The organism is Nocardioides maradonensis (assembly GCF_054777115.1).
In genome coordinates this window covers 61,987-88,924 of record NZ_BAAHAZ010000011.1, presented here as the reverse complement: position 1 = coordinate 88,924, position 26,938 = coordinate 61,987, and the positions used below count along the sequence as shown (strand labels likewise).

Sequence of the window (26,938 nt, the reverse complement as noted above, 5' to 3'; positions counted from 1 at the left end):
TTTGTCCAAGGGCGCCCGTGGTCACGGTGGGCCATCGCGGGTCAGTTCTAGCCCCTCTTGTAGGCAAGTAGTAGGCAGGCTCCCGGACTGAGGGGGCCAGCATGGCGGCGTCCGACAGCAATCCGCCCAGGCCTGACCGTCGTCCTCGACCGACGTCGACCGTGCCCGTCGCTCAGTTCTTGTACTTGCGGACGCGGTCGAACCACTCTTCGACGCACGCATGCTCCTTCTCCAGGTCCTCGACCGGGGGCGCGGAGTAGTTCAGGGCGGAGTCCTTGTCGTGGCGCCGGGCCCATCGAGAGCAGCGCTTGTAGGACTCCTGGAACTGCTTGTTGTCCTCAGCCGTGATCCTCGCGACTACCTTCATCATCGTCACTTGGACCTCAAGGGTGCCTCGGTTGACGAGCGCATCGGCGACGTTCTGGCTGATGAACCGCTCCCAAGTCTCGGAGAGATAGCCAGCCCACATTGCGACCTCGCGGTCGTAGGTCTCGCTGTCCCACTCAGCAGCTTTCTTCTTGATCCGCGCAAGCTCCTGCTTCAGCCATCCGAGGCGGGCGGGTGCGTCCTTCACCGCCCACGGATGGTCGTCCCTACACGCGCCCGGCTGCTGGTCGGGCCGGCCGCGCTCGATCGAGCGGGTGGTGAACTCGATGTCCTCCTCGCCAGCGCAACGCTTGATTTCTGCCGCGAACGTGGCGTCGTGGGTGAAGAAGATGACCTGCCGATTCTTCGCCAGGTCCACCAGCCGCTCGGCAACTCGGCCGCGCCGCTCGTGGTCAAGGCTCGTCACGGGGTCATCGAGCACGAGCGTGGATCGCGACTGGTCGAAGTGGGCCTCGGTGAAGAATCCGGCCAGGCCAAGCGCCGTCTGCTCACCCTCCGAGAGAACCTGTGGGAGATCTGCCGCCAGCGTTGCGCCGATGAAGTCCGGCTTGTGGAGCAGTGCGCCCTGCCGTCCCTTCTTGTCCTGGAGCGTTACCCCCTCGACCCGGAGTCGCTCGGACTCGCGGGAGAACCGGTCTTGGACCGCGACCGTGACGTACTTCCGGGTCAACTCACCTACCTTCGTCGTCAGGCCCGTCGTGGTGGTCAGCTTCCGGGCTTCCTCGATGCAGCGCCGGGCGAGGAGTCGGTCGCGTTCGGCAACCAGCGTGGCCTTGGCCCTCGCGAGGGTGATCCGCGCGCCAAGATCGCGGCGCTGCCGTGCAACCTCCTCGATCTTGAGGGCGAAGTCGCCAGCCTCGATTGCCCGAGCCTGCGCGCGCTGCTGATCCGCCAACCCGTCCAGATCGCCCACCAAGCCGCCAATGTCGGCGCCCGACAACTGCTCGTGTAGCGGTTGGGCGAGGAGCCCTTGCTGCCGAGCACGGAACGCGGTCAGTGCGCCCTTCACTCGGGCCTTCAGGTCCGAGTGGTCCTGGTCGAGAGAGGCGGCGGCGACTGCCACGGCGGCAGGTTCGACCTGGACGGCCGCGATGCTGCGGAGCGTCGCCTCAAGGTCGGCCTCCGCCCGCTTGGCGTGCTGTTCGGTGTCATCTGCCAAGAACGCATCGAACCGGTCCAGACGCTGACTCGCCTCACCAGAGAGTTGCTGCTGGCACAGCACGCAGTGCGCGTCCTCGCCCGTGTGCGGATATGCCTCGGCCGGGTACGCCTCTGCCTCGGAAAAGCGCCTGGCAGCCTCCCACAGGGCCCTCCACGTTGATGTGCCCACACCGCCGATTGGCTCGCCATCGAAGGACGCCGTCGACGCCATTGAGGCCGCTGCACGCTTCTCACGCGCATCCGCGTCGAGCCCCCGTAGAGCCATGACCGCGCCGTCGCCGAGCGAGCGCTCCAGGTCCTTCAGGTGTGCCGAGACAGTCTCGATGGACCCGGCTGCCGAGTTCAGCCGCGCTTTCTCTCCCTCGGGGTTGGTTGACCGCAGGCGCGCCTCCTCCGCCTCCAGATGCGCAGCTTCCGACTCGTGGTCCTCGGGCAGCGTGGCCGCGGCCTCGATGTCGGCGTAGGTCGTGTCGGCCTGCAGAGATGCGGCGAACGCCGCCGAGGGCGAACCCGGGGCCAACGGAGGCAAGGTCGCCGCCGCCCGCGCGTTCTCGCTCAACCGCCGCTCGAGTTCACGACGAACGCCGTCACAGACGTCGTAGAGGTCATCAAGCAGGGTCAGCGCGGACGGACGGTAGGCAATCTCGGCCTCGGTCGTCAGGTAGGCGTCACCGCACTTCTCGTCGTAGAACGCCACCCGGCCAAGCGGGAGCGGCGGCCCGCCCGCAAGATCGGCTTCGGCGGCGATGCCGCCGACCGCGTAGTCAAGATGCCCTTCACGGCTCTGCTGCGGGCCACCGAACACGTCAGGGAGGATGTCCTCCCTATGGCGGGTGCGGACCATCTGCTTGACCAGGCGGGCGTAGCCAGACTTGCCGCTGCCGTTGAATCCGAAGACCACGGTCACGCCGTCCGCGCCGAACGTGAGTCGCTCGTCAGGACGGAGCCGGTTCACGTTCTTCACGTCCCTGACACAGACGAGTTTCACCTGGTCCTCAGCCGACTCGGCAGGTGGCCTTACATCAGCGAGCCAGCCGCCGGGCGGCGTCGTCGGGGCTGGTTCGAGCAGGGAGGCGGCGATCGACGTATGGTCCTCCGGGCCGACCGTCTCGCCCGATGCGAGCCTCGCGAGCACCTGTTGCTGCCACCAAGGACGCGACTCTGCCCACTCGATCAATTCGCCGTACAGACTCATGCCGCACCACCGATCGAACGACGACGGGTCGGAGGTGGAGCCAGGCGGTTGCGATCCGATAGCAAGGTGAGTCGTCTCCTCGAATCCGCACGGTGAGCGGCGGTGAGCGGCGGTGAGTTCGGCAAGCGGACTAATACCGTAGGGGCGACCTCCGACAATCGGCAGGCAAAACCAGAGCCTTGCTGGAGACTCGTTCCACGGTCGCCAGGCGGGTGGGTCGTGGCAGGCTGCAGATGGGACTGGACGGGCCTTTGGAGGCGGCGGAGACCTACGCCTGCGAGCAGGACATGCCGGCGCGCAGGCGTGCCGGCACCGAGGGATTCCGGCCCCGCCGACTCCGCCACACCGCAGCCCTCCGCTGGCTCGCCGCCGGCGGCTCCGAGTCGGGCCTCATCGCCACGCCCGGCCGGACCCGCGTCGAGACGCTCATCAGCTACGCGCGCGCCCACGCAGGCGCGCGCCGCCGCCGAGGCCAGGCGCCTCGACCTCGAAAGGTACTGACGGCGCGGAGTCGTGGCCGACAATGTCCTTCGCGAGAAGGACGGCTTTCTGTTGCCCGCCGGCCGCGGTGCAACACACTTGCCGTGTGACAGACGTGCAGAAGCTGGCGGGAGCTATGGGAATCGCCTCTTGGAAGGCGCGAGCATCCATGCGTGAGTACACCCTCGCGTCCGCGGGTACGGGCAGATTCCTCCACAAGGCTGGCAAGGGAGTTACCTCCAAAGCTGCCGCAGCGGCATCGATCAATGAGGTCGGCCTTACCGATGTCGCCATGGCGAGCCTGTGGACACACGCGGAAGCAGGCACGACGTACGCCGTCACGTCCAAAGCCGAGGCCAACGTGCTCGGCGGAGATCTGGCAGTTCTGGATGGAGCCGGCACGTTGCGGATCTACCAGGCGAAGCTCGTCAAGGATCTCGATGCTGTGTCGGGTGAGTACGTGCTCAAGTCCGCGCTCGCCGTCGCCCACACCCTCCTGCTTAACTCGGGGACGTTCAACTGGGACGGGCGAAGGTTCCACATGAACGGCTACCTGGCGCTGTACCAGCAACACCTAGGCGTCGTGCATGGCACCCGCAAGCCGCATCGATCTGTCTGGTGGACGGCGACTGCGAACTCGGTCAACGCTCCGGCGCTCGGCGCGCGCTACTACTGGGACATGATGCGACCGACGCCCATGGCCTCGGCCAGAGGCATCATGGCGGCACCGGTTCCACCGCTTCCGGCGTCCACGGCGGTCGACCGTGTGCCGATCCACAACAGTTGGCCGTGGGAGTACTCCATCGCGAACACTTGGACTGGGCCTGCAGGTGGCCCGCCAACGGATGACGCGGATGGTGAGCCCGCTCAGCGCAATCCGGGCGACGCGCCGCCGCCCCTCGCAGAGGCGGGCGACTTGTCGCCTCGATCCGAGGAGCAGCGCGCGGACTTCGCGTCGCGACTCTTCGACCGCCTCTACGAGGACCGACCCGCATCGCTCACCGTTGCATTCGTCTGACCAGCGGTGGGATCACCAAGACGACTAGTCATCGAGGCCTCCAACGGTTAAGAACCGGCTGACGACAACCACGGGAGATGGCCGTACCGGTGCCCGATGGATGCCAGAGTGGGCCTGTGATCGTGGAGACCAAAGTCGTCGGCACCAAGGAAACCGAGTCCCTGAGCGTCTCGATGCCTGCCGCCATCGGAACTCTCCGTGACCTCCTGGCTGCACTGGTGCGCCACGAACTCGCTTCCTACGAGCAGCGGAGAACCGCCAGTAGGACCTTGCGGGTTCTGACTCCTGCCGACCTGGCGCGTGGCGTCGACACCGGCGCCTACGGTCGCGAGAGCCGAGCCGTAGCGGCCCCGCCACCGGAGGCCGAGGCGATCGAGCGAGCTGTCGAGGCATTCACCGACGGACTCTTCTTTGTGTTCGTCGACGACCGCCAGGTCGAAGAGCTTGACGCACCAGTGGCGATCCGCCCAGAGTCGACCCTGCGACTCGTCCGCTTGGTCGCCCTGGCTGGGGGCTGAGCATGCTGTCGGGAGACGCCGCACGAGCGGCACTGCAGCAGTACGCCGCGCCGGAGAGCGAGCGCTCGAAAGGCATCCGGATCCACAAGCTCCTGGCGCCGAAAATCGCAACCGACATCGTCACGGCAATGGCTGACACCCGCCGGCCCTGGAGACCTGTCGCCGAGCAGCTCGACGAGCTGAGCCTCCCGAAGCGCGAGAAGGTATTCAGCGCACTCAGTCCCGCGCTCGGCAAGGACCTCGCTCATTGGTGGGAATGGTCCGCACATCAGCCCTACCAGCGCGGGTGGCAACGACGCGCCTACCGCTCCTCGGATCGCGCCGACTCCCGTGCCGCTCGCTGGGACGAGCTACGCCGATACCTGCGCCACTCAGTCGACTACCCGCAGCCACTGTCCTGGCAGGCAGACTGGGCGTTGCACCTCGGCCAATATGTCCCGCTCGGCTCGCTGTTCGCCTCCGCCATCGCGCACGGCAACACCAGCATCGCCCGCACCCTGGCCGCGAGCCTGCGCGGCGAGCACGACATCAGCGGACCTTCACACTCCGCATTCGTCGCACTCCTGTCGTCACCAGACCCCGCCGGGTGGGCCGAAGTGGAGCGCCTGCTGGCAGCCGCACAGCGCTCCGAGGGACTGCGGCAGACGATCCTCGAAGCAGCCGACCTCGCCCATCCCGACGCGTTCGCTCGAATCCTCGACCTGATCGTCGAACACCGGCTCGCCCGATTCGCCGGAACCGTCCGCGCACTGGGCGTCTGGATAGGAGAGGACCTCTCAGTCCGACAGGAGAAGCAGGTCGCTCAAGCAGTGGCCACGATCCGCGACAACCTCCGGCATCCCGTCCCGCCCACGGCACTCGTCGAAGCCGACCCGGTGACCGCATTCCTCGGCGTGTGGTCGCTCGCAGTTCGCGATGTTCGCTCCGCCATCGCGGCCGCCGAGTCCCTCCAGGGAAGCCCAGACGAACGCACTCGGCTGGCAGCCGCCCGACTGCTGACTGACTTCGCAATCCCCGCCACCGGCCCGGCACTAACGCGCGCGATCGCCGACACCTCCACCCCGGTCTACGCCGCGGCCGTCACCGCCTGGCCGGCCCACGCCTACGCGTTCGCGCAGGTTCCGGTCCCGATGCCCGAACCTGTGCGCGCCAACTTGTACGAGCGGGTCCGCACCCTCGGGAAGGTCCAAGAGGTCGAGACGGGACTGATCGGGACTCTTCCACGCAAGATCGGGAGCACACTCGCCGCCGACACCCTCATCTGCCACTCCGGAGACCGGCCGCTCGACCCGGACCTCGTGGCCGCAGCCTCAGCCGACGGGCGGTGGGTCGCCGCCCGCGAGTATGCGAAAGACCCCGTCGCGAACCGCGCAGCGCTTTTCTCACTCGTGACTGACCGCTCGACGTCCGTGCGGGACACGGTGGGCGGTGCGCTGCTGACACTTCCCGAAATCTCGGAAGGCGAGGCCCGCATCCTGGAGGACGCGCTCACCCGCAAGGCGGCCGACCTCCGCACGACCGCTCTCTCCATCCTCCGGAAACAGAGCGCGTCCGCACTCGACTCGTCCACAGAACGACTCGCCTCCGGGACGGCCGACCAGCTGCGCGCAGCCGAAGAACTCGGCGGCGGCCGAGAAGAAACCGACGCCACCGCGAAGCAGGTCCCTTCCACCATCCGCTTCTCCGCCATCGACCGCACGCCCGCTCAGCGCCCGACACCGGCACCCGAGTCGTATTGGACGCCCCATCACGAACGATTCCGGCTCGCCTGGACTTCGTTGACCGGATGGCTCGCCGAACATGCCGACGTGGAGGTCCAGACCTTCCAAGGTGTCGAGCTCCTCGCGAACATCCGCTGGATCCACGCAGGCAAAGACGGCGCACTCCCGATCCCCGAGATCCTGGGTCCTTGGTGGGAACGCATCCAGCCGCAACTCACCGATGGAGGAGTCGAGCTGGCGCTGCTGTCCTACGTCCCGCGAGTCAACCAGCGCTGGGCGGCCGACCTCACCCGCTCTCTGGTCGGGCCGGTGGCCTCGGAATTCCCCAAGGCCGACGTCAACGCTCTGCAGTGGCAGGTCTTCCGTGCGATCGGACACCACGCCAAGCGCGACACCTGGGCCGAGCCTTTCCTGCGCTTCCTGGAGACGGCCGCAGCGGCTCTCCCCATCGACGGCGTGCGCGGCCCTGCTGAGGTGCTGGAGCGACGTGGCCGAAAACTCGAACGCGATCGTTGGGGCAATGCCATCGGCGCGGACAGTCGAGCAACTTTCCGGGACCTGTTCAGCGGCAGCCCCGACTTCATCGACGTCGCGAAACTGACCGACGACCAGGTCGCCCGACTGTGGCGCACGCTCAGGTACATCGACGAACCCGAAGGATCCATCGACCGGTGGGACGGTCCGAAGGTCGAGGTCGAAGTCCGCAACGCCTACGGCCGTGCGGGCGGCACCATCCAAGTTCCCGACCAGCCCGACCGCTGGCCGCCCCCCGCCAGGACCCTGGTCGAAGCCTTCAGCAGGGGCGCGGCCAGTCGGGCCGACCTCATCGACGCCCTCGTGGTCGCGCCACGCGTCCACTACTGGTACTCCCACGGACCCCGCCAAGACGCCCTCCGGGCGCTCACCGGCCTGCGCCCGGAGCCGTGGGCAGGGGCCACCGATGTCCAGGCAGTCGTCTCTGACGTCCGGACTGCCGTCATCGAAACGGAGGTAGCGCGAGGCGACCTCCCGACCGAACTGTCCGAGACCTCCCATGGCTTGCGCACCACCTACGGCACCGCGCAACTCGTCCAGTGCCTCGCCGCGCTCGGCAAGCGTCCCTTCGCTCGCGCCCATGCATGGACCCAGTCGCGAGAAAGCAACCTGTCCCACCTCATTCGCGTCAATCAGCCAACGCCCGAGGACTCCGCAGACCTGCTCGGCCGACTAGCCAAGGAGGCCAAGATCTCCGACCAGCGCCTCATCGAGACCGCGGTGTACGCACCGCAATGGTCCGGTCTGATCGAGCAACACCTCGGATGGGACGGTCTCGAGTCCGCCGTGTGGTGGGTTCACGCCCACACCAAGGACGACAGCTGGTCCGTCGACGCCGAAATCCGCGCCCAATGGGCCACCGAGGTCAGCCAGCGAACACCGCTCGATGCGACCGACCTCGTCAACGGTGCCGCAGACGTCGTCTGGTTCCACGACATGATCGCTACGTTGGGCCAGGACCGCTTCACCGACGTGCTCAAGGCCGCCAAGTACGCCTCGTCCTCCGGTGGTCACAAGCGGGCAGAACTGTTCGCCACAGCGCTGTTCGGGAACGTCGACGAAGCCGATGTCACGCAGCGGATCCGCGACAAGCGCCACCAGGATTCCGTGCGCGCCCTCGGACTTCTCCCGCTGCCGGATCAGCAGACCCTGCTTCGTCGATACGAATTGCTCCGTGGCTTCGTGGCCTCCGACCGAACCTCGGGCTCACAACGGCGCGCATCAGAATCCATTGCCGTTGAGGTCGGACTCGAGAACCTCGCCCGCACGGCCGGCTTCCGCGATCCCCAACGCCTCGTGTGGGCGATGGAAGCAGAAGCGGTCCGCGACCTTGCCGACGGTCCCGTCACCGCCAGCGACGGAGACTTAACGGTGGCCCTCGCGATCGACTCCAGTGGGTCGCCCGAGCTCACGGTGCACCGGGCAGGCAAGCCGTTGAAGTCCATCCCCGCCAAGAGTGCGAAGGTTCCAGAGATCGCTGAGCTCCGGGACCGGGCAACCGCACTGCGGAAGCAGATCCGCCGCATGCGGAGTTCGCTGGAGTCGGCATGCGTTCTCGGCGACGCCTTCGAACCCCACGAGTTGGCGGATCTCCTGCAGCACCCAATCATCGCCCCGATGCTCCGCGAACTCGTCCTGGTCGACGACGAGGGAATCGTCGGCTTCCCGCTGGGCGGAACGAACCTCGCCGGCCCCGACGGCTCCGAGCGGACAAGCGTCGGCGCCCTTCGCGTGGCCCATCCGAATGACCTGCTGACGTCGGGCGAGTGGCCCGACTTCCAGCACGCCCTGATGGTCGACGAGCGACGGCAGCCCTTCAAGCAACTCTTCCGCGAGCTCTACACCCTCAACGAGAACGAACGCGACGAAGCAGGAGTGAGCTCCCGCCGATACGCGGGCCATCAGGTCGAAGGTCGGCAGGCCGGCGGAATCTTCACCTCCCGCGGCTGGGTCGCGGACTTCGAGCAGGGCTTCTCCCGCACCTTCCACCAGCAGAAGATCACCGCTTGGTGCCACCTCGTCAATGGCTGGGGCTCACCCACCGAAGTCGAGGACGCCACCATCGACGACATCACCTTTCACCCATCCGGCAAGTGGCAACCACTGCCGCTCTCAGAGGTCCCGGCACGTGTGTTCTCCGAGACCATGCGCGACCTCGACCTCGTCGTCTCCGTCGCCCACTCCAGCGGTGTCGACCCCGAGACGTCTGAGTCGTCCATCGCGATGCGAGGGCGCCTGGTCGACGAAACCGCTTCGATGCTCAACCTCACCAACGTCGAGGTTGGCGGCCACCACGCCAGGATCAAGGGAGAGCTCGGAACGTACTCGGTCCACCTCGGCTCGGGTGTCGTACATAGGATCCCCGGAAACGCCGTATGCATCGTGCCGGTATCCGCCCAGCACCGCGGCCGCATCTTCCTGCCCTTCGTCGACGACGATCCGCGAACGGCCGAACTGGTGGCCAAGGTCGTCCTGCTGGCCCGCGACGACAAGATCAAGGACCCGACGATCCTTCAGCAGCTGGTCGGCTGACGGGAGTAGGAGGGATCGAATGACCTTCACGATCGACAAGGTCCCCGGCGGAGACATTGCCGCTTGGGGACGCGAATGCCGCGACAAGGCGCTGGCAGGTGCCGCCGAGGGCGACCCGCGAGCTGTTCACGATTGGACCAAGTCCTGGATCGGCTGGGGTGGGGGAGCGTGGCTTCCTGACCCCTGGATCCTCTACACGGTCGCGGGACTCCTCGAAGGCAAGCCACGCATCGCCGTGCACAGTCTCGACATCGCGATCCGCACCTGGCTCGCCGGAGCCTCTGATCGCGCCGCGCTCACGTGGTTGCGAGGCATGGTCATCAGCGATCGACTGAACGACCCCAAGACGGCGCTGATCGACCTCCGTGACGCTGCCGCACAGGTACCTGGCTGGATGACGGTCGCGCCCGATCAAAGGCTCGAGGAGTGCGAGAGCGCCGCGGCGACGAGTCGGAAGCGGGTGGCGTCAGTCAAGCCACGGCCAGCGCACGTGGGCGCGTCCTCGATGGTCGACGTCGTTGCCCCACCCGTCGTCGGTCGCATGATGGGCAGGAGCCTGAGGTCTGGAGCGCCGTCCGACACCACTTCGGATGAGCGCCGAGGTCAAGCTCGACCGATACTGGGTTCGACCCAGACCACGGCCCCTCCTTGGTAACGCCGCTGCACCTGCTCTACAGGGGCGCTGGCCCGCATGTTGTCCACAGGGTCCCGTATTCGCAGGGAGCGATAGCTGCTCACTTCTAGCCTCGTTTGTAGGCAGCTCGTAGGCAGGCTCTGGCCTGGGAGGTGAAGCGCATGGCGGCACGGACCCGCAGGGGCTTCGGGGCGATGAAGAAGCTGGCGTCTGGGAGATGGCAGGCGTTCTACAACGACCCCGACGGCCGGACGACGCTGAGTCGGAACGGGAAGCCCGTCCCGGTTCGCCACTACGCCGGCCGGTCCTTCGAGACCAAGGTGGACGCCGAGGCATGGCTCGCGGACGAACGCCGTCTGATCACCTCCGGTGCGTGGACCTCGCCGGCGGATCGTGCTGCGGCGAGGCGAGCGCGTCCCGAGGTCATCACTTTCGGCGCCTACGCGGAAGCGTGGCTGGCAGGACGCAAGGTGAAGGGTCGCCCGCTCGCGGGCCGCACGCGGGACGGCTACCGCGATCTGCTCGACCGCCTCATCCTGCCGACCTTCGAGGAGGTCACGCTGACGTCGATCACGTCCGACATGGTCGATGCCTGGTACGAGACCGTTGCCCGCGGGCGACCGACGTACCAGGCACGCGCCTATGGCCTCCTGCGCACCATCCTCGGAACCGCGGTCGAGCGCGGCCTCATCACGACAGCCAATCCGGCGAAGGTCCGCGGAGGAGGTACGACGAAGCGCCGCCACGTGGTCAAGCCCGCCAGCTTGTCCGAGCTCGCGATCTTGACGGCCAACGTTCCCGAGCGGCGACGGATGATGGTCCAGCTTGCAGCCTGGTGCGGTCTTCGCTTCGGCGAGCTGGCCGAGCTTCGTCGTAAGGACGTCGACATGACGCACCACCTCATCCATATCCGGCGTGGCGTGACCAAGGTCGACCCGCCCCACAACTCGCTGCCCGATGGGGCCGTCTCATGTCCGTGTCGGCCCGACTGCGTGGTCGGGCCGCCCAAGACCGACGCCGGCGTACGCGACCTACCGATCCCGCCGCACCTCGTCGGCGATCTGAAGACGCACCTCCAGGAGTACGCCGCGCCTGGCCGGGACGGCCTCCTCTTCCCCGGTCCGGGCGGGTCGCATCTGCGGCCCTCGGCGTTCTACGGACGCGTCGCCGCCCTCAAGCCGGACGGCGAGATCCAGCGCAAGGGGCACGGCTACTTCGAGGCACGGCGCCTTGCCGGGCGGCCCGACCTGCACTTCCACGACCTGCGCCACACCGGCCTCACCAACGCTGCCGTTGCTGGAGCGACGCTGGCGGAGTTGATGCAGATGGCCGGCCACTCCACGCCCGGCGCGGCGATGCGCTATCAGCACGCGGCGAGCGACCGCATGAAGGACCTGGCAGCCAGGTTGTCGAAGATGGCTGAAGCGGGGGAGTAGCGGCTCACTCGCCGCGCCGTGTGGTCGGGATCCGGTGCCCGAGTGACTCCAGGTCCTCCAGGCGGACGCGGATGCAACGGGGGCCGAATCGGTACGCCGGAAGCAGGCCGGCCGCGATCCGGCGGCGGAGCGTCTTCTGGGACTGCCCGACCACCTCCGACGCGTCGGCAAGAGTGAGGTAAGTCGGAGCAGTGATCGTGCGGTGGGCGGTCATGCCAGTGGTCCTTTCGAGCGGTGATGCCTCTGAGGTGGACGTGGCTTGCCAACGGCTCCCCGGTGTAGCCTCGACACGTCCCTTCGGCTCCATGGACCTTGGAATGCGGGTGAGCCGGGCGCATCAGCGCAGACCGCCGCCGTGCCGTTCGTCGATAGTGACGAGGCGCCACTCCACACAGTCATTTCTGCTGGAGAGGCCAATGTGCACGAAGGTCCCCTATCCGAATCGCCAAGCGGCCCGGCACGCTATCAAGGCCATGGTCGCCAAGGGTTGGAGCGTGCGGTCCATCCACCCGTGCTTCGACGAGCACAAGGGTGCGTGGCACATCACCCGGAACAAGCCGCGGGGCTGGTAGGCCTTGATTCGCTCGAAGTCCGCGGCCGTTAGAGAGCCGGGAAGTCGCCGCGGTCTGGCCTTGGCCTTGGGCGGTGAACGAGCGCGGAAGCGAGATCGGCCCGGCTGGTGCCGGGTGAGACGACCTGCGGTGCAGGCCTCGGCCGGAGATGTTCGCGTGTGGTGCGGATGACGTCGAGATCGGTGGCCCGCGAGACGGGTACGAAGCGTTCCCTGACCGGTGCCACAAGTTGGCCGTCGCCGCTCACCAGTCGCGGAACGGTGACGCGTTGGACGAAGGCGCCTCGCTCAACCCCGGTCTCGAGGATGTCGGCGATCCGCGCGTCGAGTCGCTGGAAGAGTGCTTGGAAGCCGCCGAGCATTCGTGGCTCGATGATCGTCTCAGCGGATAGGGAGCTCATCCGGCTGACGGCGTTGGCTGCTTCAGCTGCGGCGGCGCCGCCGTTGCCGAGGCGGCCGCCGACGTTTCGGAGTTCGTGGAGCATCCGGTCGTAGGTCGATGCTCGCGCGCGCCAGCGTGCAGCCAGGTCCGGGTCGACCTGCTCGGCGTACGGGACGAGGCGTCCTGTCAGCAGTCGCTGGGAGTCGACGATGCGCCTGAGGTTCATCGCATTCGGCGGGGACTTCAGGCCGACGAGAAGGTTGTGCTGGGCCTGGAGCACGCCGAGAACTCCGGGCTTGCCGGGTCCGGGGATCGGCCTCGTGCGCGGGTGCCAGCCGGTTTGGTCGACGCTGAAATCCGGTTGGCCGAGGCTGACGTCGAGCGCTGTCGCGAGTGCGGCCCAGCCGAGCCGGTCGCTTCCGGGGAGCGTCTCCCACCCGGGGTTGTTGCGGTAGCGACGGTCCAGGACGACGAGTGCTTGAGTGATGGCCGCGACGTCGCCAGCGATGGTGCGGGCCTGTGCGGCAGTCAGGTGGATGGACTGGTCGGGCGCGGTGTCGTGCTCGGCCAGCGCGGCCGCCCTGGCCGCCACGCGCCAGTGCTCGACCACATCGTTCGCGGCCGTGCTGGTGATTTCCGCAGTGGTGGCGCGGTCGGTTGTCCCCGCTTCCCAGGCGCGGATGAGGGCGCGTTGAAGCTCGCGTACTGCGGCGCCGTGGTCGCTGGTCGAGCGGAAGGGGTCGGCGGGCTTGCTAGGGACGTTGGCGAAGGTCAGCGGTGCCGCGGCGTCGATCGCCTGTGTGCACCAGGCGAGTACGACCTGCCGGTATCGCTGGATCTGGCGGCCCACCTCGGCTCGTTCTGTGGGCGAGTCGGTTCCGAGCCGGTGCATGACCCTGTGTTGGCGAAGCAGGATCGCCAGCTCGGTGCGCATCTGCGCGCCGTTCTCGCCGTACATCAGGGCACGTCCAGCTCGCGGGCTTCGATCAACCTCGCGAGGATGAGCTCGACAGACAAGATGTCGATCCCATGCTGCTCGAGCTCCTCGATGGCGCTGGTGGCGACGGCGAGCAGGACGTCGCGGTCGTCGGTGAGGCCCGCGGTGTCGAGTGCGGGGCAGTCGTCGCCGTGGACGCGGTCGAGCTCGAGCAGTGCGTCCTCATACGCCGACGAAGCCTCGGCCGTGACTGCGAGGTCGGCCAGTGCGGCGACGTACGAGCGAGCCTGCGCGAGGGTCTGGACGTGGGCGAGCAGCATGAGCCCTCCTTCAGAAGGTGAGGTGCCAACCGTCCGCCAACCGCACGCGGCGTAGGTCCGCGGACGCCGGTGGCTGTGGACGAGTTCGCGCCGGCGCCTCCTGTGGCGTCGGATCAACCAGCGAGCTGACGGCGCACGAGCGCTTCGACGCGCTCACGGTCGCGGAGATCGTCGCGGACGAAGTCGGCAAAATCCTGGTCGCGGTTCCGGATCTCGACCTCGGTGGAGGACCCGGCGGGGTCTTCGCCCGGCCAGGTGGTCTGCCGTGTCGGGCGATCGCGGTCCAAGCGCGTGCCGCAGATCGACACCCAGTCACGCAGCCGGTGACGGGCCTCGGCGAAGTCCCGCATCCATCCGATCGGCGAACTGGGGGAGCTGGACTCGTGGTAGCAACTCAGCCAGTGGGTGTGTAGTGCGGAGAGTTCCCAGACGAGCTCGTCGTGACGGTGCCAGTACGGCGGCACAATGTTAGGCGGTAGACCGAAGGTGCTCTTGAGCCACTTCACCCACTGGTCCAGGTCGTGCCACTCGCGCCCGGCCTCCTCCGCGTCGAGCAGGTTCCAGTTGATCGGTGGTGGTGGGATCTCGCGCGGTTCCCGCATGCTGTGCGGCGGCAGGTCGTGTGGCTCGTCGGGGTAGTACTCGTCCATGACGACCCGCCGGTCACATTCCGACGGCGGGCGGCTGGGCTACGGCGCTAAATGGCCTCTCAGCGGCGTGACGTGCCCGCTGGACGGTGTAATCGGTCTTGTTGGCGTTGTGCCCGATCTTGCGAGCGACGAACTCCTCCTTGATGACACCACCCTTGCGGCCGTCGAGCTCGTACTCGTGGATGTATCCGCTGGCGATGAACGAGTCACCCTTGCGGAAGCGTGCGTACGTCTCGCGGGCCGTGCTCTCGAAGGCGACCATGTCGTGGAACGTCGGGTCGAGTTTGGTGAACTCCCCGTCGACCTCCTTGCGCCACTGCTCGACCCCGACACGGATGCGACAGCACTCGTCGCCGGACTTGGTGAAGTGCAGCTCGGGTGCAGAGGCGATGAAGCCGACCAGGCTCATCTGGGTGGGGATAGACATCTTGGCTCCTGAATTCCGGGCGCGCCCTGGCGGCGCTTCGCTCAGGAGTTAGGTGCTTCGCGAAGCCCAAGTTTGCTAGGTCACCAATCTGCCGTTACGGCTGCCAGGAAGTTCTTGGTGGTCCGCCCGACTGACCGAACCGAGCCGGGCTTCCACTGCCTGGCCGCAGCCAAGACCTCAGGATCGAAGTACTTGAGGCAGTCCGGACCAATACCTAGTACGACGCTGTTCGGGTCCGACAGCGGTTGGCCGCACTTTGCACAAGTAGTGACCGCGAACCGCTTTAGTCCGTGGCCCGGTCGGAACGGGCGCCTCCCCAGGCGCTCCACGGTGCGATCGAATTCTGCTACAGGCGCCGAAGGATGACGCTGAACGGTCAATTGCGGTGCAGACTTCGGTGACATTTCGAGGAACTGCTCCTTCACGGCCACACGGGCATCAGGGATGGACGTGAAAACCCACACAAGGAGACCCGCGGAGGCATTGTTCGGCATTGCTTCGAGGGGCGCGAGCCGATGTGATGACGGGGCAATCAACCAAGCCCCGTTGATGAACTGGCTGTCGCGGTGGGCAACCCAAGCGGCACTTGGCGCATCTCGGAGGGTTACCCAGACCTGGACGCCTATGCGTGCTGCTACGAAGTCGAACCGTGCGCGGAATTCATTGAGACTCAGCGCCGCTGTCTCGGTGCGTCGATCATCGAGTGCCCTCGCAAGTCGCTCCCAAACAGGGCTTCGAAGTGCTGCATCCGCCGACGTAGCGCCGTCCGAACTCGGCGGCGCCAACTGCGGCCGACCTTGGCCCCGACGAGGGCGGGGCACGACGTTCGCGGCGTCCGACATTGAACCGGGTGAGTCCCAGTTCGTTTCAGGGAGTTGCCCGTCCAGAAGGCGAATCTTTCGTTCCCAAGGTTCGCGTAGTTCCTCCGGTACGGCAGGCAGATGAAGAACCTTGCAGGCCTCGAGCATGTCGCGTGCTCTGTCGACCTTGCCCTTGCGTGACCACGCCTCCACCTGCATCAGGTTCGCGGCCAGTCGAGTCACCGGATCCCGTTTGCGCGGCGAAGCCCGCGGAGGCACGGCGGCTGGCATGTACGGGATCCTGCCACAACGATGAGGCGCTGGCCGGAGCTTCACCGACGACCGGGCCGGATCGTAAATGGACGAAGTCTAGTGACGATCGAGGGCGCACTGCGTAGGAGCACCAGGCCGGTGCCGAAGGGGAGTGTGCGGATCCGCTCGGGCGGCATGACGGCGACGCGTCGCGTGGACCGTTGCCGCGACCTTGCGCCGTAGTCGCTGATCGTCAACGAATCCGATCTCTCGTCGCGCTCGCCGATCAGGACTGACAGTTCTTGAAGATCCTTCGAGGCGGAGGCGCCGCCCAGGATCACCTTCACGATGGACGCGTCCCAGATCGTGCTGGCGGCGTGATCGCCCCACTTGTTCCGCGCCTGGGCGAGCGACTGCAGCACGGGCATCGTGGTGATGCCGGTGCCGCCGCCTTCTGCCATCAGTACCGGCAGGGAGGGCAGCGGGGCGAGGTTGCCGATCTCGTCGAGTGCGAGCAGGAGCGGAGGATCCAGCCGGGCGCCCGGTGAGCTGGCTGCGAGATGCCGGGCTACTTCGGTGAGGTCTTCGAGGAATGCCGCGACCAAGGGCCAGGAGGCGCCCGCACCGGCGCCGGTGGCGAGCAAGTACAGCGTCCCGTTCTGCCGAAGGAAGGCAACGGGGTCGAACGCTTCGTCAGCAGCCGGGCTGACGGCATCGAGGACGTCGGGATCGGCGAGTGAGGCGAGAGCTTGGCTGACGGCCATCCAGATGGAGTCGCGGGTTCTGGGATCGGCGTTGATCATCCCGTCGAGTGCGTCGGACCATCCGGCTGCGGCTTGCGAGCGGCTGGCGAGGATGCCGACTGCGTCGGTCGCGGCCGCGGGCGATAGCGACCAGTCGAAGAGCGTGCGGGTGGAGAGTCCGTCGATGGCGGCGGCGTGCAGGAGGGACTGCAGCGCCGTGCGGGCCTTGCCTTCCCAGAACCCGCCCGACTCGACCCCACCTGACGACAGGCCGGTGGTGGCCGCGAGGCCGGCGGCGCGGATCATCGCGGTCAGCGGTCTCTCGCAGCCGCGTATTGGCGACCAGCGAACACCACTGCCCGACACGCCAGGCAGGCCGGAAGCCAGGTTCTGAGGGTCGAAGACCGCAACAGGTCCGCTCTCGCGGCGGGCTGCGATCGTGGCGACGATGTTGTCCGGCCTGGTGGAGGTCGTCACCACGGCGCCGGGGGCGTCGAGGATCGTGTTGATGACCAGATGCAGGCCCTTGCCAGAGCGCGGCGGTCCGATGACCAGGATCGAGTCCTCGACCGATGCCCAGATCTGGCGGCCGCAGCTGTGGCCGAGGAGATAGCCGACGTCGGTCGGCTGCGGATGGGCGATCGATGGACGCAGGGTCCGGCCGCGTCGTACGAGCGCGTCCCGTGAGGCCGCGGCGTCGATGTCGCGGCGCGTCGCGATGCCGGCGATCTTGCGTGGGTCGTGCGCGCTCCGGTGCCGCGCTCGGGCGACGACGGACCAGACGAGCCACGCCACGGCACCGAGCAGGGAGAGCAGCAGGGCAAGAACGAGCCAGTACGTCGTGGTGGGCACGGTCGGCCGACCGAGTGCTCGGCCGGGATGGCCGGGGTCGGTCAGAACCCGCAGTCCGCTCGCGGCACCACCGATCGGCGCGGGCGCATTCGCCAGCAGACAGGCGAGCTGGCCGGCGAAGGCAAGGGCGACCCCGACGCCCGCGACACCGACGAGACCGATCAAGGCAGCGTTGACGAGCTCGTCGCTTGTGCCGCGTACGCCTGGGTTCACGAGCTCTCCTCGACGGGCGCCACGGTCAGCGAGGTCAGCCCGAACAGCACCAGACCGCTTCTCGCCGCGGCCACCAGCGCCGGCGGAAGGTTGATGGCGGCGGTGCCGTCGGCGTCGGCTAATCGCCGTGCAACGACGTAGGCGAGCGCGACCTCTTCGCCGGGGCGGAACCCGGCACCGGCCAGCGATGGAGACGCGATCTCGGGTGCGCACTCATCGGCGGCCGGTGCCGGGGGATCGGTGGGGAGGTGGACGTCGGTGTAGGTGGCGCCGTCGGCTTCGCGGAGGTCGATCCGTACCGGGCAGCCGAGGTCGGTGGCGATCTCGTCGACCACAGCGCGCAGGTCGGCGCGGGTGAGCGTGCGGTCGTCGGCGTAGGCCTGCCCGTCGAGGGTGACCCGGACTGTGCCGTCTTCGTCGACGGTCACTTGGACGGTGCTGAGTACGACGGGGACGTTCACAGCCCGATCACCGACCCGTCGCGGCGTACGCCGGTGGTGATCCGGGTGCTGTCTGCGTGATGGCTCAACGCGTCGGGGTCGAGCCCGGGAGGGTTGCCGTCGCCGGCCTGCTGAGTGTCGAGCTGATCGAGGACGCCGAGTGCGGTGCGGCGTACCCGCTCGGCCGTGGACTGGACGACCTCGACCGGCGACTTGTCGGGGACGCGCGCTGCCCACGTTGAGACGTAGGGGACGGTGTAGGAGGTGGTGTCGAGGCCGTGGGCTGCGGCGACCATGAGTGCGACGGACTCGGCCTCGACCTCCGCGACGCCACGGTGGAGGGTCGCGTCCGCCGCGACGCCGGTGGACAGTGCGTCGCTCTGTCCAGCATGCAGAAGCACGTGGCCGAGCTCGTGGGCCAGCGTCTTCACCTGAGCTGCGTCGTCCATGTCCATCCGGAGCGAGACCTCTTTGGTCAGGAAGTCCGTCAACCCGTTGGCCCCGCCGATCGCAGCAGACGAGGAGACGAGCCGCAGTTCGAACCCGCGAGCGGTGATCTGGTCGGCCAGGCCGTCCCACAGCCCGGCGGGCGCTTCGCCCTGCAAGAGGTCCGGGCGAGGTAGCTCGGGAACGGGATCGCCGCAGGTCTGGGAGACGTCCCAGACGTGTGTCGGCTTCAGGCCGATGACCTTCGACTTCACGACCTCGCCGGGTGCGGGCTTCTCGCCGCGCGAGAGGCGCCGCCAGGAGGCGGCATCTGACGGGCTCGTCGTGGCGTAGCGCGCGGTGACGGGGGCGAGGATGCCGTACCCGCGCTGGCCCTTCTCGACATGTCGCCCGAGGCTGAGCCACTGATGGAACCCCGCGACGTACGTCGGCGTCGGCGCGGATACGCGACCTTCGCCGTACGCCGCTGCGTGCTGCGACCAGATCAGCATCGTGTTGTTGAAGCTTCTGGAGCGGAACTGTGCTGCGAAGGTCAGCGCCCGCTTCCAGTCCTCGCCGGAGACGAGCGCCTCGACAGCATCAGTGAACTGCGCGTGCAGCGCTTCGATCTTGGCGTCACGCGTGGTCGCCGCCTCGTACACAACTGCCTCCTTAGGACGATGACACCGATGAGGTACGCCGAGCAGTCCGGCGGCACACGACAGCGGCCCTCGCGATCACAGTCCGGCTGCGCGAGCTGACGTATCGAACAGCTCCAGCTCGGCGAGGTGCATCTGGTGCTGCACGACGAACGACCGGTTCTTGATCCGCCACAGCCCCTGCCCGGTCCCGAGCGTGGGGATCAGCGCCTGTTCCGTGCTTGTCAGGCCGAGCGCCGCTGATGTGGATCCGAGTTGGTCGGGCTCCTGGCGATAGACGATCCGGGTCTCGGCGTTCGCGAGCAGCGATGATGCCAGCGCGCGCATGGCGGAGCCCTGGTCGCCGACGTTGTCGAGGTCGGAGAGCTTGTGGAAGATCAACATGTTCGCGATGCCGTAGTGCCGCGCGAGCCGCCAGTGGGCGTCCATCCGCCGCAGCAACGCGGGGTGGGACATGAGCCGCCAGGCTTCGTCGTACACGACCCACCGTGGTCCGCCTGCCGGATCCATCAGCGCCGACTCCATCCAGGCCGATGCGCAGGTCATCAGGATCGAGATGAGCGTGGAGTTCTCGGTGACGCGGGACAGGTCGAGGGAGATCATCGGCAGCGTCGGGTCGAAGTCGACTGTCGAGGGACCGTCGAAGAGGCCTGCGAGGTCGCCGGCAACGAGGCGGCGCAGCGCGTGGCCGACGAGTCGACCGTCTTCGATGAGTCGTCCGTCGTGATCGTCTACGGGATCGGGGGCCAGGAGCCGGTCGACGACCATCGGGAGGACGGGTACGTCGGCACCGCGGACCGTCCGGTCGAGAGCCAGGTCGACCGCACTGTGCTCGAGTGGACTCAAGCGCCGGTCGAGGACGGTCTCGGCGAGGGCGCCGATCAGGTCGCGGCGACGGGCTGTGACCTGGCTGGTCCACTGGACATCGTCGAGCCCCGCAGGTCGATGCCCTTGGTCGAGCGGGTTGAGCCGGTTGGGCATGCCGTGCCCGAGTGCGATCGCCTTCCCGCCGATGGCCTCGGCGACGGCAGTGTGCTCGCCCTTGGGATCGCCCGGAACGTAAACGCGCCGACCGAACGGGATGGACCGGGTGTAGAGGCTCTTGGCCAGCGCAGACTTCCCTGCGCCGACGATCCCCGCGAGCACGAGATTCGGCGCAGTGATCAGGCCGCGGGCGTACAGGACCCAGGGGTCGTAAACGAACGACGATCCGGAGTAGAGGTCCTGGCCGACGAACACGCCCTCGGCTCCAAGACCGCCCTCGGCGAGGAAGGGGTAGGCGCCCGCGAGGGTGGCCGAGGTGTCCTGGTGGCGGGGGAGTCGGAAGCGACCGGGCGTACGTAGGGCAGCCGGACCAGGTTCGCCTGCGGCAGGGAGGATCACGGTGGAGCGGCGCTCCGCGGCGAGCGCGTCAGCCTTCTGCCTTGCGAGGCTCCGTCGCGCCTCGCGATCCTCGGTGACTAGAGCCCGCGCTGCTGCCTTGCGCAGCCTGCGATCACGGCGCCGCTCCCGTCTCGGGGAGACGAGCACACTGGAATGGAGCCGGCGCTCGTCGTATCGGTCGCTCACAGGGAGAGGCCGGATTCGCGCCGAGCCGTCGGCAATGGTGGCACCGGAAGGTGCACGTCGTAGGTGATCGCGGCTTCGAGTTGGTGCGCGCGATCGACGGTCGCCGCGACTTGGTTGACCATCTCGGCTGCGCGATGGAGCTCCCACGAGACCTGGTACGCCGCCGCTCGGTCGGTCCGTCTAGCTGGCCCCTGCCGGTGGTCGGCGGGTGTGTGGTCGTGGGTGGCGCCGAGCTGTCGGAGCACCTGGGCCATGGAGCCGAGCGCCGAGCTGAGCGAGCCGATGACGTTGTAGATCGCCGTGGGGTCCTCGATGTTGCGCGTTGCGTGGGCCAGACCCCGGACAGCCTCTCGGGCTTCGTCTGCGTCTGCGACGGGGTCATTGAACGTAGGCATCGCGTCCTCCTCGATGGATGAGTGCTCATCAACGAGGTGCTCGTGGCGCTCCGCCGCGTCGACCGGGCACCACGCGCCGGGTCGATCTAGCCTTCGGGACCGGGCTGATCTGACCGAGCCCTGTCCGAACTGCGGCCACATGCTCCGCTGGGAGACCTCGCACGAGCGGTGCGACGGCTGCGGCTACATCCGGCCCTGCTGCGAAGGGTCTCCCTGCAACTGACGGGGCTTCACCGCGCCAACGCGTATCTGTCGTCGCTCAGCCGCTTGAGATCGGCGACCACAGTTTCGCGGTTGGCCGGAGCATCGACGCAGATCCTGGATGCCGCCATCTTCAGGCGCCGCCGGCGACGGTTCGGGCGCCCATCCGGGCCCCGCGAGTCCTGGGACTTCCGCGGGACCGGTCGCGCCCGACGTGCAACGCGCATCCGGTGTCCTCGGGCCCATGGTGGTGGTGGGCTGCTGGGGCCACCGGGCAGTGTTCACTTGAGCGCGATGAATGTGTCGTCGCTGAGCATCCCCGGCGAGACGGCGAGTACGCCGGCCTTCCAGTTGGCGGTTGGGATCTCGATCAACTCGTTCCCGGTCTCATTGCCGCCGTGGTACAGCGTCCTCATCAGGTCGAACTGGTGGTCGGGGATCCACATGCTGTTGCCGCTGGTCTGGTCGTAGCTCCTCCCGTTGCGAGCCACGTACTTCACGGTCGCGAACGAGGAGTCTCCCTGGGCGTCGCGGCCGTTGTAGGTCGCGGTCAGGTTGACCAGGAGCAGGGTCTTGCCGGCGGGCGCGGACTGTCCCATCGAGTCGGAGTTCACGGTCTTGACCGAGTTGATCCGCACGGTCCAGTCGCCGCCGGTGATCGAGGATCCGAGCGGCGCCGGGTCCGTCCGGCGGGTGCCGGCCGCGGTCTTCGCGCTGTCGCCGCCGCCGGAACCGGACTTCGCACCGGGCGTCTTCACCGTGCTGGTGTCGACGTTGTTGCTGGTCGCGTCGTCGATGGCCTTGCCGACAGCGGCGTCGATGATGATGGCGATGATGATCGCCAGCACGCCGAGGACGATGCCCGCGATGGCCAGCCCCTTGCCGGCACGCACGGCCTTGGACCGCGCCAGCCCGATTCCGGCCAGAATGATCCCGACGACGGCCAGGACGATCGCGCCGATGTTCACGACGGGGATGAAGGAACCGAGGGCGCCGAGGAGTCCCAGGACGAAGCCCGCAACGGCAAGGCCGTTGCTGCCCTTGGGGGCGATGGCGGGCGCGCCGTACGGCGCCGTGGGGATCTGTGGATCAGACATGGTGTCCTCCGTCTGTCGCGACCCGATGTCGCGTCGAGAGCGGCCCGAGCCGCGTTGTCTATGTGCGGGGATAGGTCTAGGCGCAACTGCCGACACAATTCGCCGGCCGCCTCCTCGAAGAGGCGGGGAATCGCTGCGCGCCCCCGATACGACCGGCAGGATGAGGCCCGTGGCCAAGGAACGTAGGCAACGGGAGTCGGCGCCCCACCGCTCCCGTTGGGCGTTGGACGAGTACGCCGAGCGCAGCACCGTTGTCGCGGACACTGCCGACGGGTTCACCGCCGAGGTCGACCTCCTCGAACCGGTCGGCTGGCCGGTCGGGCTGATCACCCTGGCAGCCTGGCCGGCCGCCGGCGTCTTGAGTCCTTCCGGACTGGTCAGCGAAGCGCCGACCCGGGCGGAGCGCCCGTGGGACCGTCGTCGGTCCGGAGCGCGGCAATGGTGAAGCTGTTCCCGGAATCCCCGCACTTCCCGACCGTCTCCGAGCAGCAGGTCTGGAAGCAGTTCCGCGACGGGCTCGGTCCCGACGACGTACTGTTCGCCAACCTGCGACTCACCGACGAGACCCGGGACTACGAAGCCGACCTGATCGTGGTGATGCCCGAGTTCGGCGTGCTGGTGCTGGAGGTGAAGGGCTCGTCGGTCTGGTACGACGACGGCTGGATCCAGACCGTGGCGGGGGAGTCGAAGTGGATCCAGCCCGTCGACCAGGCGCGAGACGCCAAGCACGCGATCCGCCGCTACGTCGAGGCGGACCCGCGCTGGGGGAGCCGTGGGCGCGTGCGCTGGGCCCACGGAGTCGTCGTGCCGTACAGCACCTTCCCCGCGCAGGCCCTGCCCGACCTGCCCCGCTACGCGTTGCACGACCGCGACGACCTGCCCACGCTGATCGCGCGGGTGCGTCACAACGCCCACGACATGGAGACCAACCGGCGCGCGCTCGACGCCGACGACGCCGAGTGCTTGGCCGAGATCCTGGGTGGTCGCCTGCACACGGCGTACGACGTCAACGCGGAAGCGCTGGAACGACAGGCGAGCGCCGACAGGCTCACCGACCAGCAGAGCCTGATCCTCTCGGTGACCCGGCTGCTGAACCGCGTCGAGGTCCGCGGCGGAGCAGGTAGCGGCAAGACCGTCCTCGCCCTCCAGCAGGCCAAGGAACTCACCCGCGGGCGCCACGAGCGCAAAGGGCAGCGCACCGCCCTGCTCTGCTACTCGATCGGGCTCGCCGAGCACCTCAAACGTCAGGTCGCCTCGTGGCCCCGCAAGGACCGCCCCGCCTTCGTGGGCACCTTCCAGGAACTCGCGGCCGAGTGCGGCATGACCGACTTCGGCGACCGCACCGCATCCACCTTCTGGGAGGAGGAGCTGCCAGCACGGATGGCCCGGCTCGTGCAGGACCTGCCGGAGGGGAAGCGGTTCGACGCGGTCGTCGTCGACGAGGCCCAGGACTTCGCCGACTCGTGGTGGACCCCGGTGCTCGGTGCACTCCGTGACGAGGCCGACGGCGGCCTGTATGTGTTCTCGGACGAGAACCAGCGGATCTTCGGCCGGTTCGGCCGCCCGCCCGTTCCGTTGGTGCCGCTGGTCCTGGACCACTGCCTACGCAACACCAAGGAGATCGCCGAGGCTTTCGCCCCGCTCGCTCCCTCGCGGATGTACGCCCGAGGAGGCAACGGCCCGGAAGTCCGCTTCGTACCTGCGTCAGTCGATGACGCCGTCGATGTGGCCGACGAGGCAGTGATCGGTCTGCTCGACGAGGAGGGATGGGAGGCCGGACAGGTCGCGCTCATCACCACCGGATCCCGCCACTCGACCCAGGTCATGCAGCAGGACCAGGACGGGCAGCAGGGCTACTGGGCCACGTACTTCGCCGGCGAAGAGGTCTTCTACGGCCACGTCCTGGGCTGCAAGGGCCTGGAGCGATCCGCCGTCGTCCTGTGCCTCAACGAGGACGGATCCCGCGACCGTGCCCGCGAGCGCCTCTACGTCGGCATGTCCCGAGCCACCGACCTTCTCATCGTGGTCGGGGACCCCGACGTCGTCACGGCCGTCGGCGGTCACGAGGTAGCCAAGCGCCTGGGGATCCACTGGCGACCACTAGCGGATCGGAAGCTGCGATACGTCAGGTCTGGCCGCTGGCGATTCTGTCGGCTGCCGTGCTGCTCGGGCGCGTCCCTGCAACTGAGGTCTATGCAGGGACGTCCATCGAGTATTTGATGCCCTTCTTCTGCAGCGCCTGTCGGAGCGCATCGTAGGGGCCGACCTTGCCATCTGGGCCTGGGCCGAATCGCCACTCGACAGACCTACAGTTCTTGTTCTTCAGGAGAAGCAGGTCCTTCTCGATCTCCTCGAGATCGTGCTTCTTGTTGGAAGGAACGAGCCCGGACTTCACTTCGATGCACGCCCCGGTCGCTGGGTCGAATACGTCGACGTCCCTGTTTCCAGAGCAGGTCTTCTTGCACCCGGTCTCGAGTCGCTGCTTGCGGGAGCCCGGGATACTGGCGAGCACGTCGTCCTGGTAATCGCGCTCCTTGGGATAGACTGCTCTTGCTGCCTTCCGGACCTGGGTGGCGCCGGCCTCGGCCAGTTCGCGCGCGGTGGCGGGCACGAACGAGTTCGCCTTCCGCCAGACGTTGACAACCTTCGCAACCCTCTCGGCCAGCGGCGCTGCTGCTTCAAGCACTCGGCCTACTGTCGCACCCTTTGCTGCAGTCACTGCGCCGGTAATCGCGGCTCCAACCTTGGTCCCCTTCGCGACCGCTGCCAACTTGGCGAACCACATCTGGGGCACCACGGATGCGAGCGAGATACCAGCCATGAGGTAGTCGCCTTCAACGGCGTACCAACCGGCGTTCGCCACCTCTGCCGAAACTCCGATGAACATCAACGGGACACCGACCTCGGCGCCGACGCCGGTGCCGGTGGTGATCGCTCCTGCGACAAACGCGACAGTTGCCACCGCGTCGAGTACCAAGTGGCCCCAATGCGAGACGTGCTCCCAGACCCATTTCGCGAGGTGTGCGACTGCCTTCGCCGCGGTTACAACGCAGTCGTAGACCCGCCACGAGCACGACGGTCTCTTGCTCTCCTTGATGTCGTTCGCGAAGGCGGTCAGCGTCTCGGCATCGTGCACCGGACCTGGCTCGTCAGCAGTCAAACCGTCGACCGCGGCCTTACCAGCCGCTGACGCGAGTGCGGTCATGGAGACGGTGACTCCCAAGTCGGTGCCATCGGTTCCCTTGGGGTGTTGGTGGTCGAACATCAGGTAATGGGTGAAGTTGCCGATCTCGTAATCGGAACCGTCGATCTGCTTTGTACCTGGTTGAAAGTCAGTGAATGCCCAAGCGCTGGCATCGGGGTTCGAGGTTAGTGCTGCCGTGAGCGCAACGATGCCGTCGGTCAGATAGACGCCGGACGGCGCCGGGGCGTACTGCCCACCCTTGGTCTGCGGGCCTGGCCACGCATGGTCGCCCTCGGCCGTGTCGAAGCTGACGTATGCGGTGGTGACCGTTTTGAGGAATGCGGTCGGCCAATGTCCGTTCGCCAGAAGCAGCAGGAGATTCTGCTTGTTCGCCACGTCCTGTGCCGCGCGAGCGTCGTCGTCCGCCTCCTCGCCGCCGGTACCAAGTGAGGTGGGGTGAGTCGTGGCCGTCACGAATTCGTGTGTCCACATCTGCGCTAGGGGCCACCGGTCCGTGGAGCTCATTGCGAGGGACAACGCTCCTGCGAGATCGGGGACCAGGAACTCGTAGGCCGTGCGGTCGAAGCCAGGGACGAACTCCGTGCCGTTGAAGTCCGTTGCGACCGTCCCTAGGGCATCGCCGAGCGTGCGGGGGTCAGTCTCCGACGCGAAGTAGTACGCGAAGTCCTGATCGCCTCGATAGGCCGCCAGGTAGTTTCCCAGTGTGTCGAGGTTGCCGGCGCGGAGCGCGTGAACCGCTACGGCGGCATCGGCGCGTGTGTGGGCGACCTGGTCATCCTTCCAGTGCCACCACTGAATCGACGCCACGACCAGGCCGGCTAGAAGGCACAGGACGAGGCCTGCGGAGGCGATCGTGCGACCCATGCGGCGGGCTGGGGTCGGCCTACGGAAGGTCAACTCCGAACGGAAGCGACGGTCCTGCTGAGAAACGAGTTCCCAGCCACTTCTATGCCACTTCTCGGTCACCCGCGCCTGTCGACCGCGTAACGTCCGAACGGACCTCCGCTCGTAACGCAACTCATCGTGCCTCGAGCGGCGTGGGCGTCGTCGCGAATCCGCCCGTCCCATGCTGACTCCCTCTGCTGCTCGCCGCCCGCGGTCCGAACGATACGGCGCCCTTCCCGCGCCGCATGCGCCGCAGGCTGGTGCGAACGCTACCGAGATCGACCGACTCAATTCGGTG

Annotated in this window: 20 protein-coding genes; 7 read left to right on the top strand and 13 right to left on the bottom strand. The window is 67.6% G+C overall.

The annotated features are described in order from the left end of the window. Positions 1-172 precede the first annotated feature (172 nt). Positions 173-2,743, bottom strand: a complete 2,571-nt coding sequence (locus tag ACYVAQ_RS14475; protein WP_460790759.1) for an AAA family ATPase — start codon at positions 2,741-2,743, stop codon at positions 173-175. Positions 2,744-3,392: 649 nt separating this feature from the next. On the opposite strand from ACYVAQ_RS14475, the gene ACYVAQ_RS14470 reads away from it, so the two are divergent. From ACYVAQ_RS14470 to ACYVAQ_RS14450, 5 genes are all read left to right on the top strand, one after another. Then, positions 3,393-4,241: a hypothetical protein gene (locus tag ACYVAQ_RS14470; protein ID WP_460790757.1), complete on the top strand. Its 849-nt coding sequence runs from the start codon at positions 3,393-3,395 to the stop codon at positions 4,239-4,241. A 116-nt stretch (positions 4,242-4,357) separates the two neighbouring features. Further along, positions 4,358-4,759 carry a hypothetical protein gene (locus ACYVAQ_RS14465; RefSeq protein ID WP_460790755.1) on the top strand — a complete coding sequence of 134 codons (402 nt, stop codon included), beginning with the start codon at positions 4,358-4,360 and terminating at the stop codon, positions 4,757-4,759. A 2-nt stretch (positions 4,760-4,761) separates the two neighbouring features. Further along, positions 4,762-9,546, top strand: a complete 4,785-nt coding sequence (locus ACYVAQ_RS14460; RefSeq protein WP_460790753.1) for a DUF5724 domain-containing protein — start codon at positions 4,762-4,764, stop codon at positions 9,544-9,546. Positions 9,547-9,565: 19 nt separating this feature from the next. Then, positions 9,566-10,201, top strand: a complete 636-nt coding sequence (locus ACYVAQ_RS14455) for a hypothetical protein (RefSeq protein ID WP_460790751.1) — start codon at positions 9,566-9,568, stop codon at positions 10,199-10,201. A gap of 173 nt (positions 10,202-10,374) precedes the next feature. Beyond that, positions 10,375-11,616: a tyrosine-type recombinase/integrase gene (locus ACYVAQ_RS14450; protein WP_460790749.1), complete on the top strand. Its 1,242-nt coding sequence runs from the start codon at positions 10,375-10,377 to the stop codon at positions 11,614-11,616. A 4-nt stretch (positions 11,617-11,620) separates the two neighbouring features. Here ACYVAQ_RS14450 and ACYVAQ_RS14445 read toward each other — a convergent pair whose 3' ends face one another. The 11 genes from ACYVAQ_RS14445 to ACYVAQ_RS14395 all read right to left on the bottom strand — a co-directional run bounded on the left by ACYVAQ_RS14445 (position 11,621) and on the right by ACYVAQ_RS14395 (position 22,550). Further along, entirely contained in the window at positions 11,621-11,830 is a 210-nt protein-coding gene (locus ACYVAQ_RS14445; RefSeq protein ID WP_460790747.1) for a helix-turn-helix domain-containing protein, read from the bottom strand. Between the two features lie 386 nt (positions 11,831-12,216). Then, on the bottom strand, positions 12,217-13,527 hold the full coding sequence (locus tag ACYVAQ_RS14440) for a hypothetical protein (RefSeq protein WP_460790746.1): 1,311 nt from the start codon (positions 13,525-13,527) through the stop codon (positions 12,217-12,219). Further along, the gene (locus ACYVAQ_RS14435; RefSeq protein WP_460790744.1) at positions 13,527-13,826 is read right to left on the bottom strand and encodes a hypothetical protein; all 300 of its coding nucleotides are present in this window, start codon (positions 13,824-13,826) and stop codon (positions 13,527-13,529) included. Before ACYVAQ_RS14435 ends, ACYVAQ_RS14440 begins: the two co-directional genes overlap by 1 nt. A 113-nt stretch (positions 13,827-13,939) precedes the next feature. Further along, positions 13,940-14,476, bottom strand: a complete 537-nt coding sequence (locus ACYVAQ_RS14430) for a hypothetical protein (protein ID WP_460790742.1) — start codon at positions 14,474-14,476, stop codon at positions 13,940-13,942. Between the two features lie 13 nt (positions 14,477-14,489). Then, the gene (locus ACYVAQ_RS14425) at positions 14,490-14,903 is read right to left on the bottom strand and encodes a single-stranded DNA-binding protein (RefSeq protein WP_460790740.1); all 414 of its coding nucleotides are present in this window, start codon (positions 14,901-14,903) and stop codon (positions 14,490-14,492) included. A gap of 80 nt (positions 14,904-14,983) precedes the next feature. Continuing rightward, positions 14,984-15,307, bottom strand: coding sequence for a DUF6011 domain-containing protein (locus ACYVAQ_RS14420; RefSeq protein ID WP_460790920.1), 324 nt, complete (start codon positions 15,305-15,307; stop codon positions 14,984-14,986). Positions 15,308-16,035: 728 nt separating this feature from the next. Then, positions 16,036-17,763 (bottom strand): type IV secretory system conjugative DNA transfer family protein, encoded by a 1,728-nt coding sequence (locus ACYVAQ_RS14415; RefSeq protein WP_460790738.1) that lies wholly within the window; start codon positions 17,761-17,763, stop codon positions 16,036-16,038. Beyond that, complete coding sequence (locus tag ACYVAQ_RS14410) at positions 17,760-18,191, bottom strand: hypothetical protein (protein ID WP_460790735.1); 432 nt, start codon at positions 18,189-18,191, stop codon at positions 17,760-17,762. The genes ACYVAQ_RS14415 and ACYVAQ_RS14410 overlap by 4 nt, the downstream gene beginning before the upstream one ends. 29 nt (positions 18,192-18,220) lie before the next feature. After that, positions 18,221-19,291: an ArdC-like ssDNA-binding domain-containing protein gene (locus ACYVAQ_RS14405; protein ID WP_460790732.1), complete on the bottom strand. Its 1,071-nt coding sequence runs from the start codon at positions 19,289-19,291 to the stop codon at positions 18,221-18,223. A 75-nt stretch (positions 19,292-19,366) separates the two neighbouring features. Beyond that, complete coding sequence (locus ACYVAQ_RS14400) at positions 19,367-21,004, bottom strand: ATP-binding protein (RefSeq protein WP_460790730.1); 1,638 nt, start codon at positions 21,002-21,004, stop codon at positions 19,367-19,369. 730 nt (positions 21,005-21,734) lie between these two features. Then, positions 21,735-22,550 carry a DUF4190 domain-containing protein gene (locus tag ACYVAQ_RS14395; RefSeq protein ID WP_460790728.1) on the bottom strand — a complete coding sequence of 272 codons (816 nt, stop codon included), beginning with the start codon at positions 22,548-22,550 and terminating at the stop codon, positions 21,735-21,737. Between the two features lie 169 nt (positions 22,551-22,719). On the opposite strand from ACYVAQ_RS14395, the gene ACYVAQ_RS14390 reads away from it, so the two are divergent. Both ACYVAQ_RS14390 and ACYVAQ_RS14385 read left to right on the top strand, forming a co-directional pair. After that, positions 22,720-22,995, top strand: coding sequence for a hypothetical protein (locus ACYVAQ_RS14390; protein ID WP_460790726.1), 276 nt, complete (start codon positions 22,720-22,722; stop codon positions 22,993-22,995). Then, complete coding sequence (locus ACYVAQ_RS14385; protein ID WP_460790724.1) at positions 22,989-24,770, top strand: nuclease-related domain-containing DEAD/DEAH box helicase; 1,782 nt, start codon at positions 22,989-22,991, stop codon at positions 24,768-24,770. The genes ACYVAQ_RS14390 and ACYVAQ_RS14385 overlap by 7 nt, the downstream gene beginning before the upstream one ends. Here the strand turns inward: ACYVAQ_RS14385 and ACYVAQ_RS14380 are convergent. Then, on the bottom strand, positions 24,742-26,619 hold the full coding sequence (locus tag ACYVAQ_RS14380) for a hypothetical protein (protein WP_460790722.1): 1,878 nt from the start codon (positions 26,617-26,619) through the stop codon (positions 24,742-24,744). The genes ACYVAQ_RS14385 and ACYVAQ_RS14380 overlap by 29 nt on opposite strands. Positions 26,620-26,938 lie beyond the last annotated feature (319 nt).

Excerpts from the sequence above, each read along its gene's own strand:
- ACYVAQ_RS14475 (WP_460790759.1), bottom strand. The coding sequence starts at position 2,743 with ATGAGTCTGTACGGCGAATTGATCGAGTGGGCAGAGTCGCGTCCTTGG.
- ACYVAQ_RS14470 (WP_460790757.1), top strand. The coding sequence starts at position 3,393 with ATGCGTGAGTACACCCTCGCGTCCGCGGGTACGGGCAGATTCCTCCAC.
- ACYVAQ_RS14460 (WP_460790753.1), top strand. The coding sequence starts at position 4,762 with ATGCTGTCGGGAGACGCCGCACGAGCGGCACTGCAGCAGTACGCCGCG.
- ACYVAQ_RS14455 (WP_460790751.1), top strand. The coding sequence starts at position 9,566 with ATGACCTTCACGATCGACAAGGTCCCCGGCGGAGACATTGCCGCTTGG.
- ACYVAQ_RS14450 (WP_460790749.1), top strand. The coding sequence starts at position 10,375 with ATGAAGAAGCTGGCGTCTGGGAGATGGCAGGCGTTCTACAACGACCCC.
- ACYVAQ_RS14445 (WP_460790747.1), bottom strand. The coding sequence starts at position 11,830 with ATGACCGCCCACCGCACGATCACTGCTCCGACTTACCTCACTCTTGCC.
- ACYVAQ_RS14440 (WP_460790746.1), bottom strand. The coding sequence starts at position 13,527 with ATGTACGGCGAGAACGGCGCGCAGATGCGCACCGAGCTGGCGATCCTG.
- ACYVAQ_RS14435 (WP_460790744.1), bottom strand. The coding sequence starts at position 13,826 with ATGCTGCTCGCCCACGTCCAGACCCTCGCGCAGGCTCGCTCGTACGTC.
- ACYVAQ_RS14430 (WP_460790742.1), bottom strand. The coding sequence starts at position 14,476 with ATGGACGAGTACTACCCCGACGAGCCACACGACCTGCCGCCGCACAGC.
- ACYVAQ_RS14425 (WP_460790740.1), bottom strand. The coding sequence starts at position 14,903 with ATGTCTATCCCCACCCAGATGAGCCTGGTCGGCTTCATCGCCTCTGCA.
- ACYVAQ_RS14420 (WP_460790920.1), bottom strand. The coding sequence starts at position 15,307 with ATGTCACCGAAGTCTGCACCGCAATTGACCGTTCAGCGTCATCCTTCG.
- ACYVAQ_RS14395 (WP_460790728.1), bottom strand. The coding sequence starts at position 22,550 with ATGTCTGATCCACAGATCCCCACGGCGCCGTACGGCGCGCCCGCCATC.
- ACYVAQ_RS14385 (WP_460790724.1), top strand. The coding sequence starts at position 22,989 with ATGGTGAAGCTGTTCCCGGAATCCCCGCACTTCCCGACCGTCTCCGAG.
- ACYVAQ_RS14380 (WP_460790722.1), bottom strand. The coding sequence starts at position 26,619 with ATGGGTCGCACGATCGCCTCCGCAGGCCTCGTCCTGTGCCTTCTAGCC.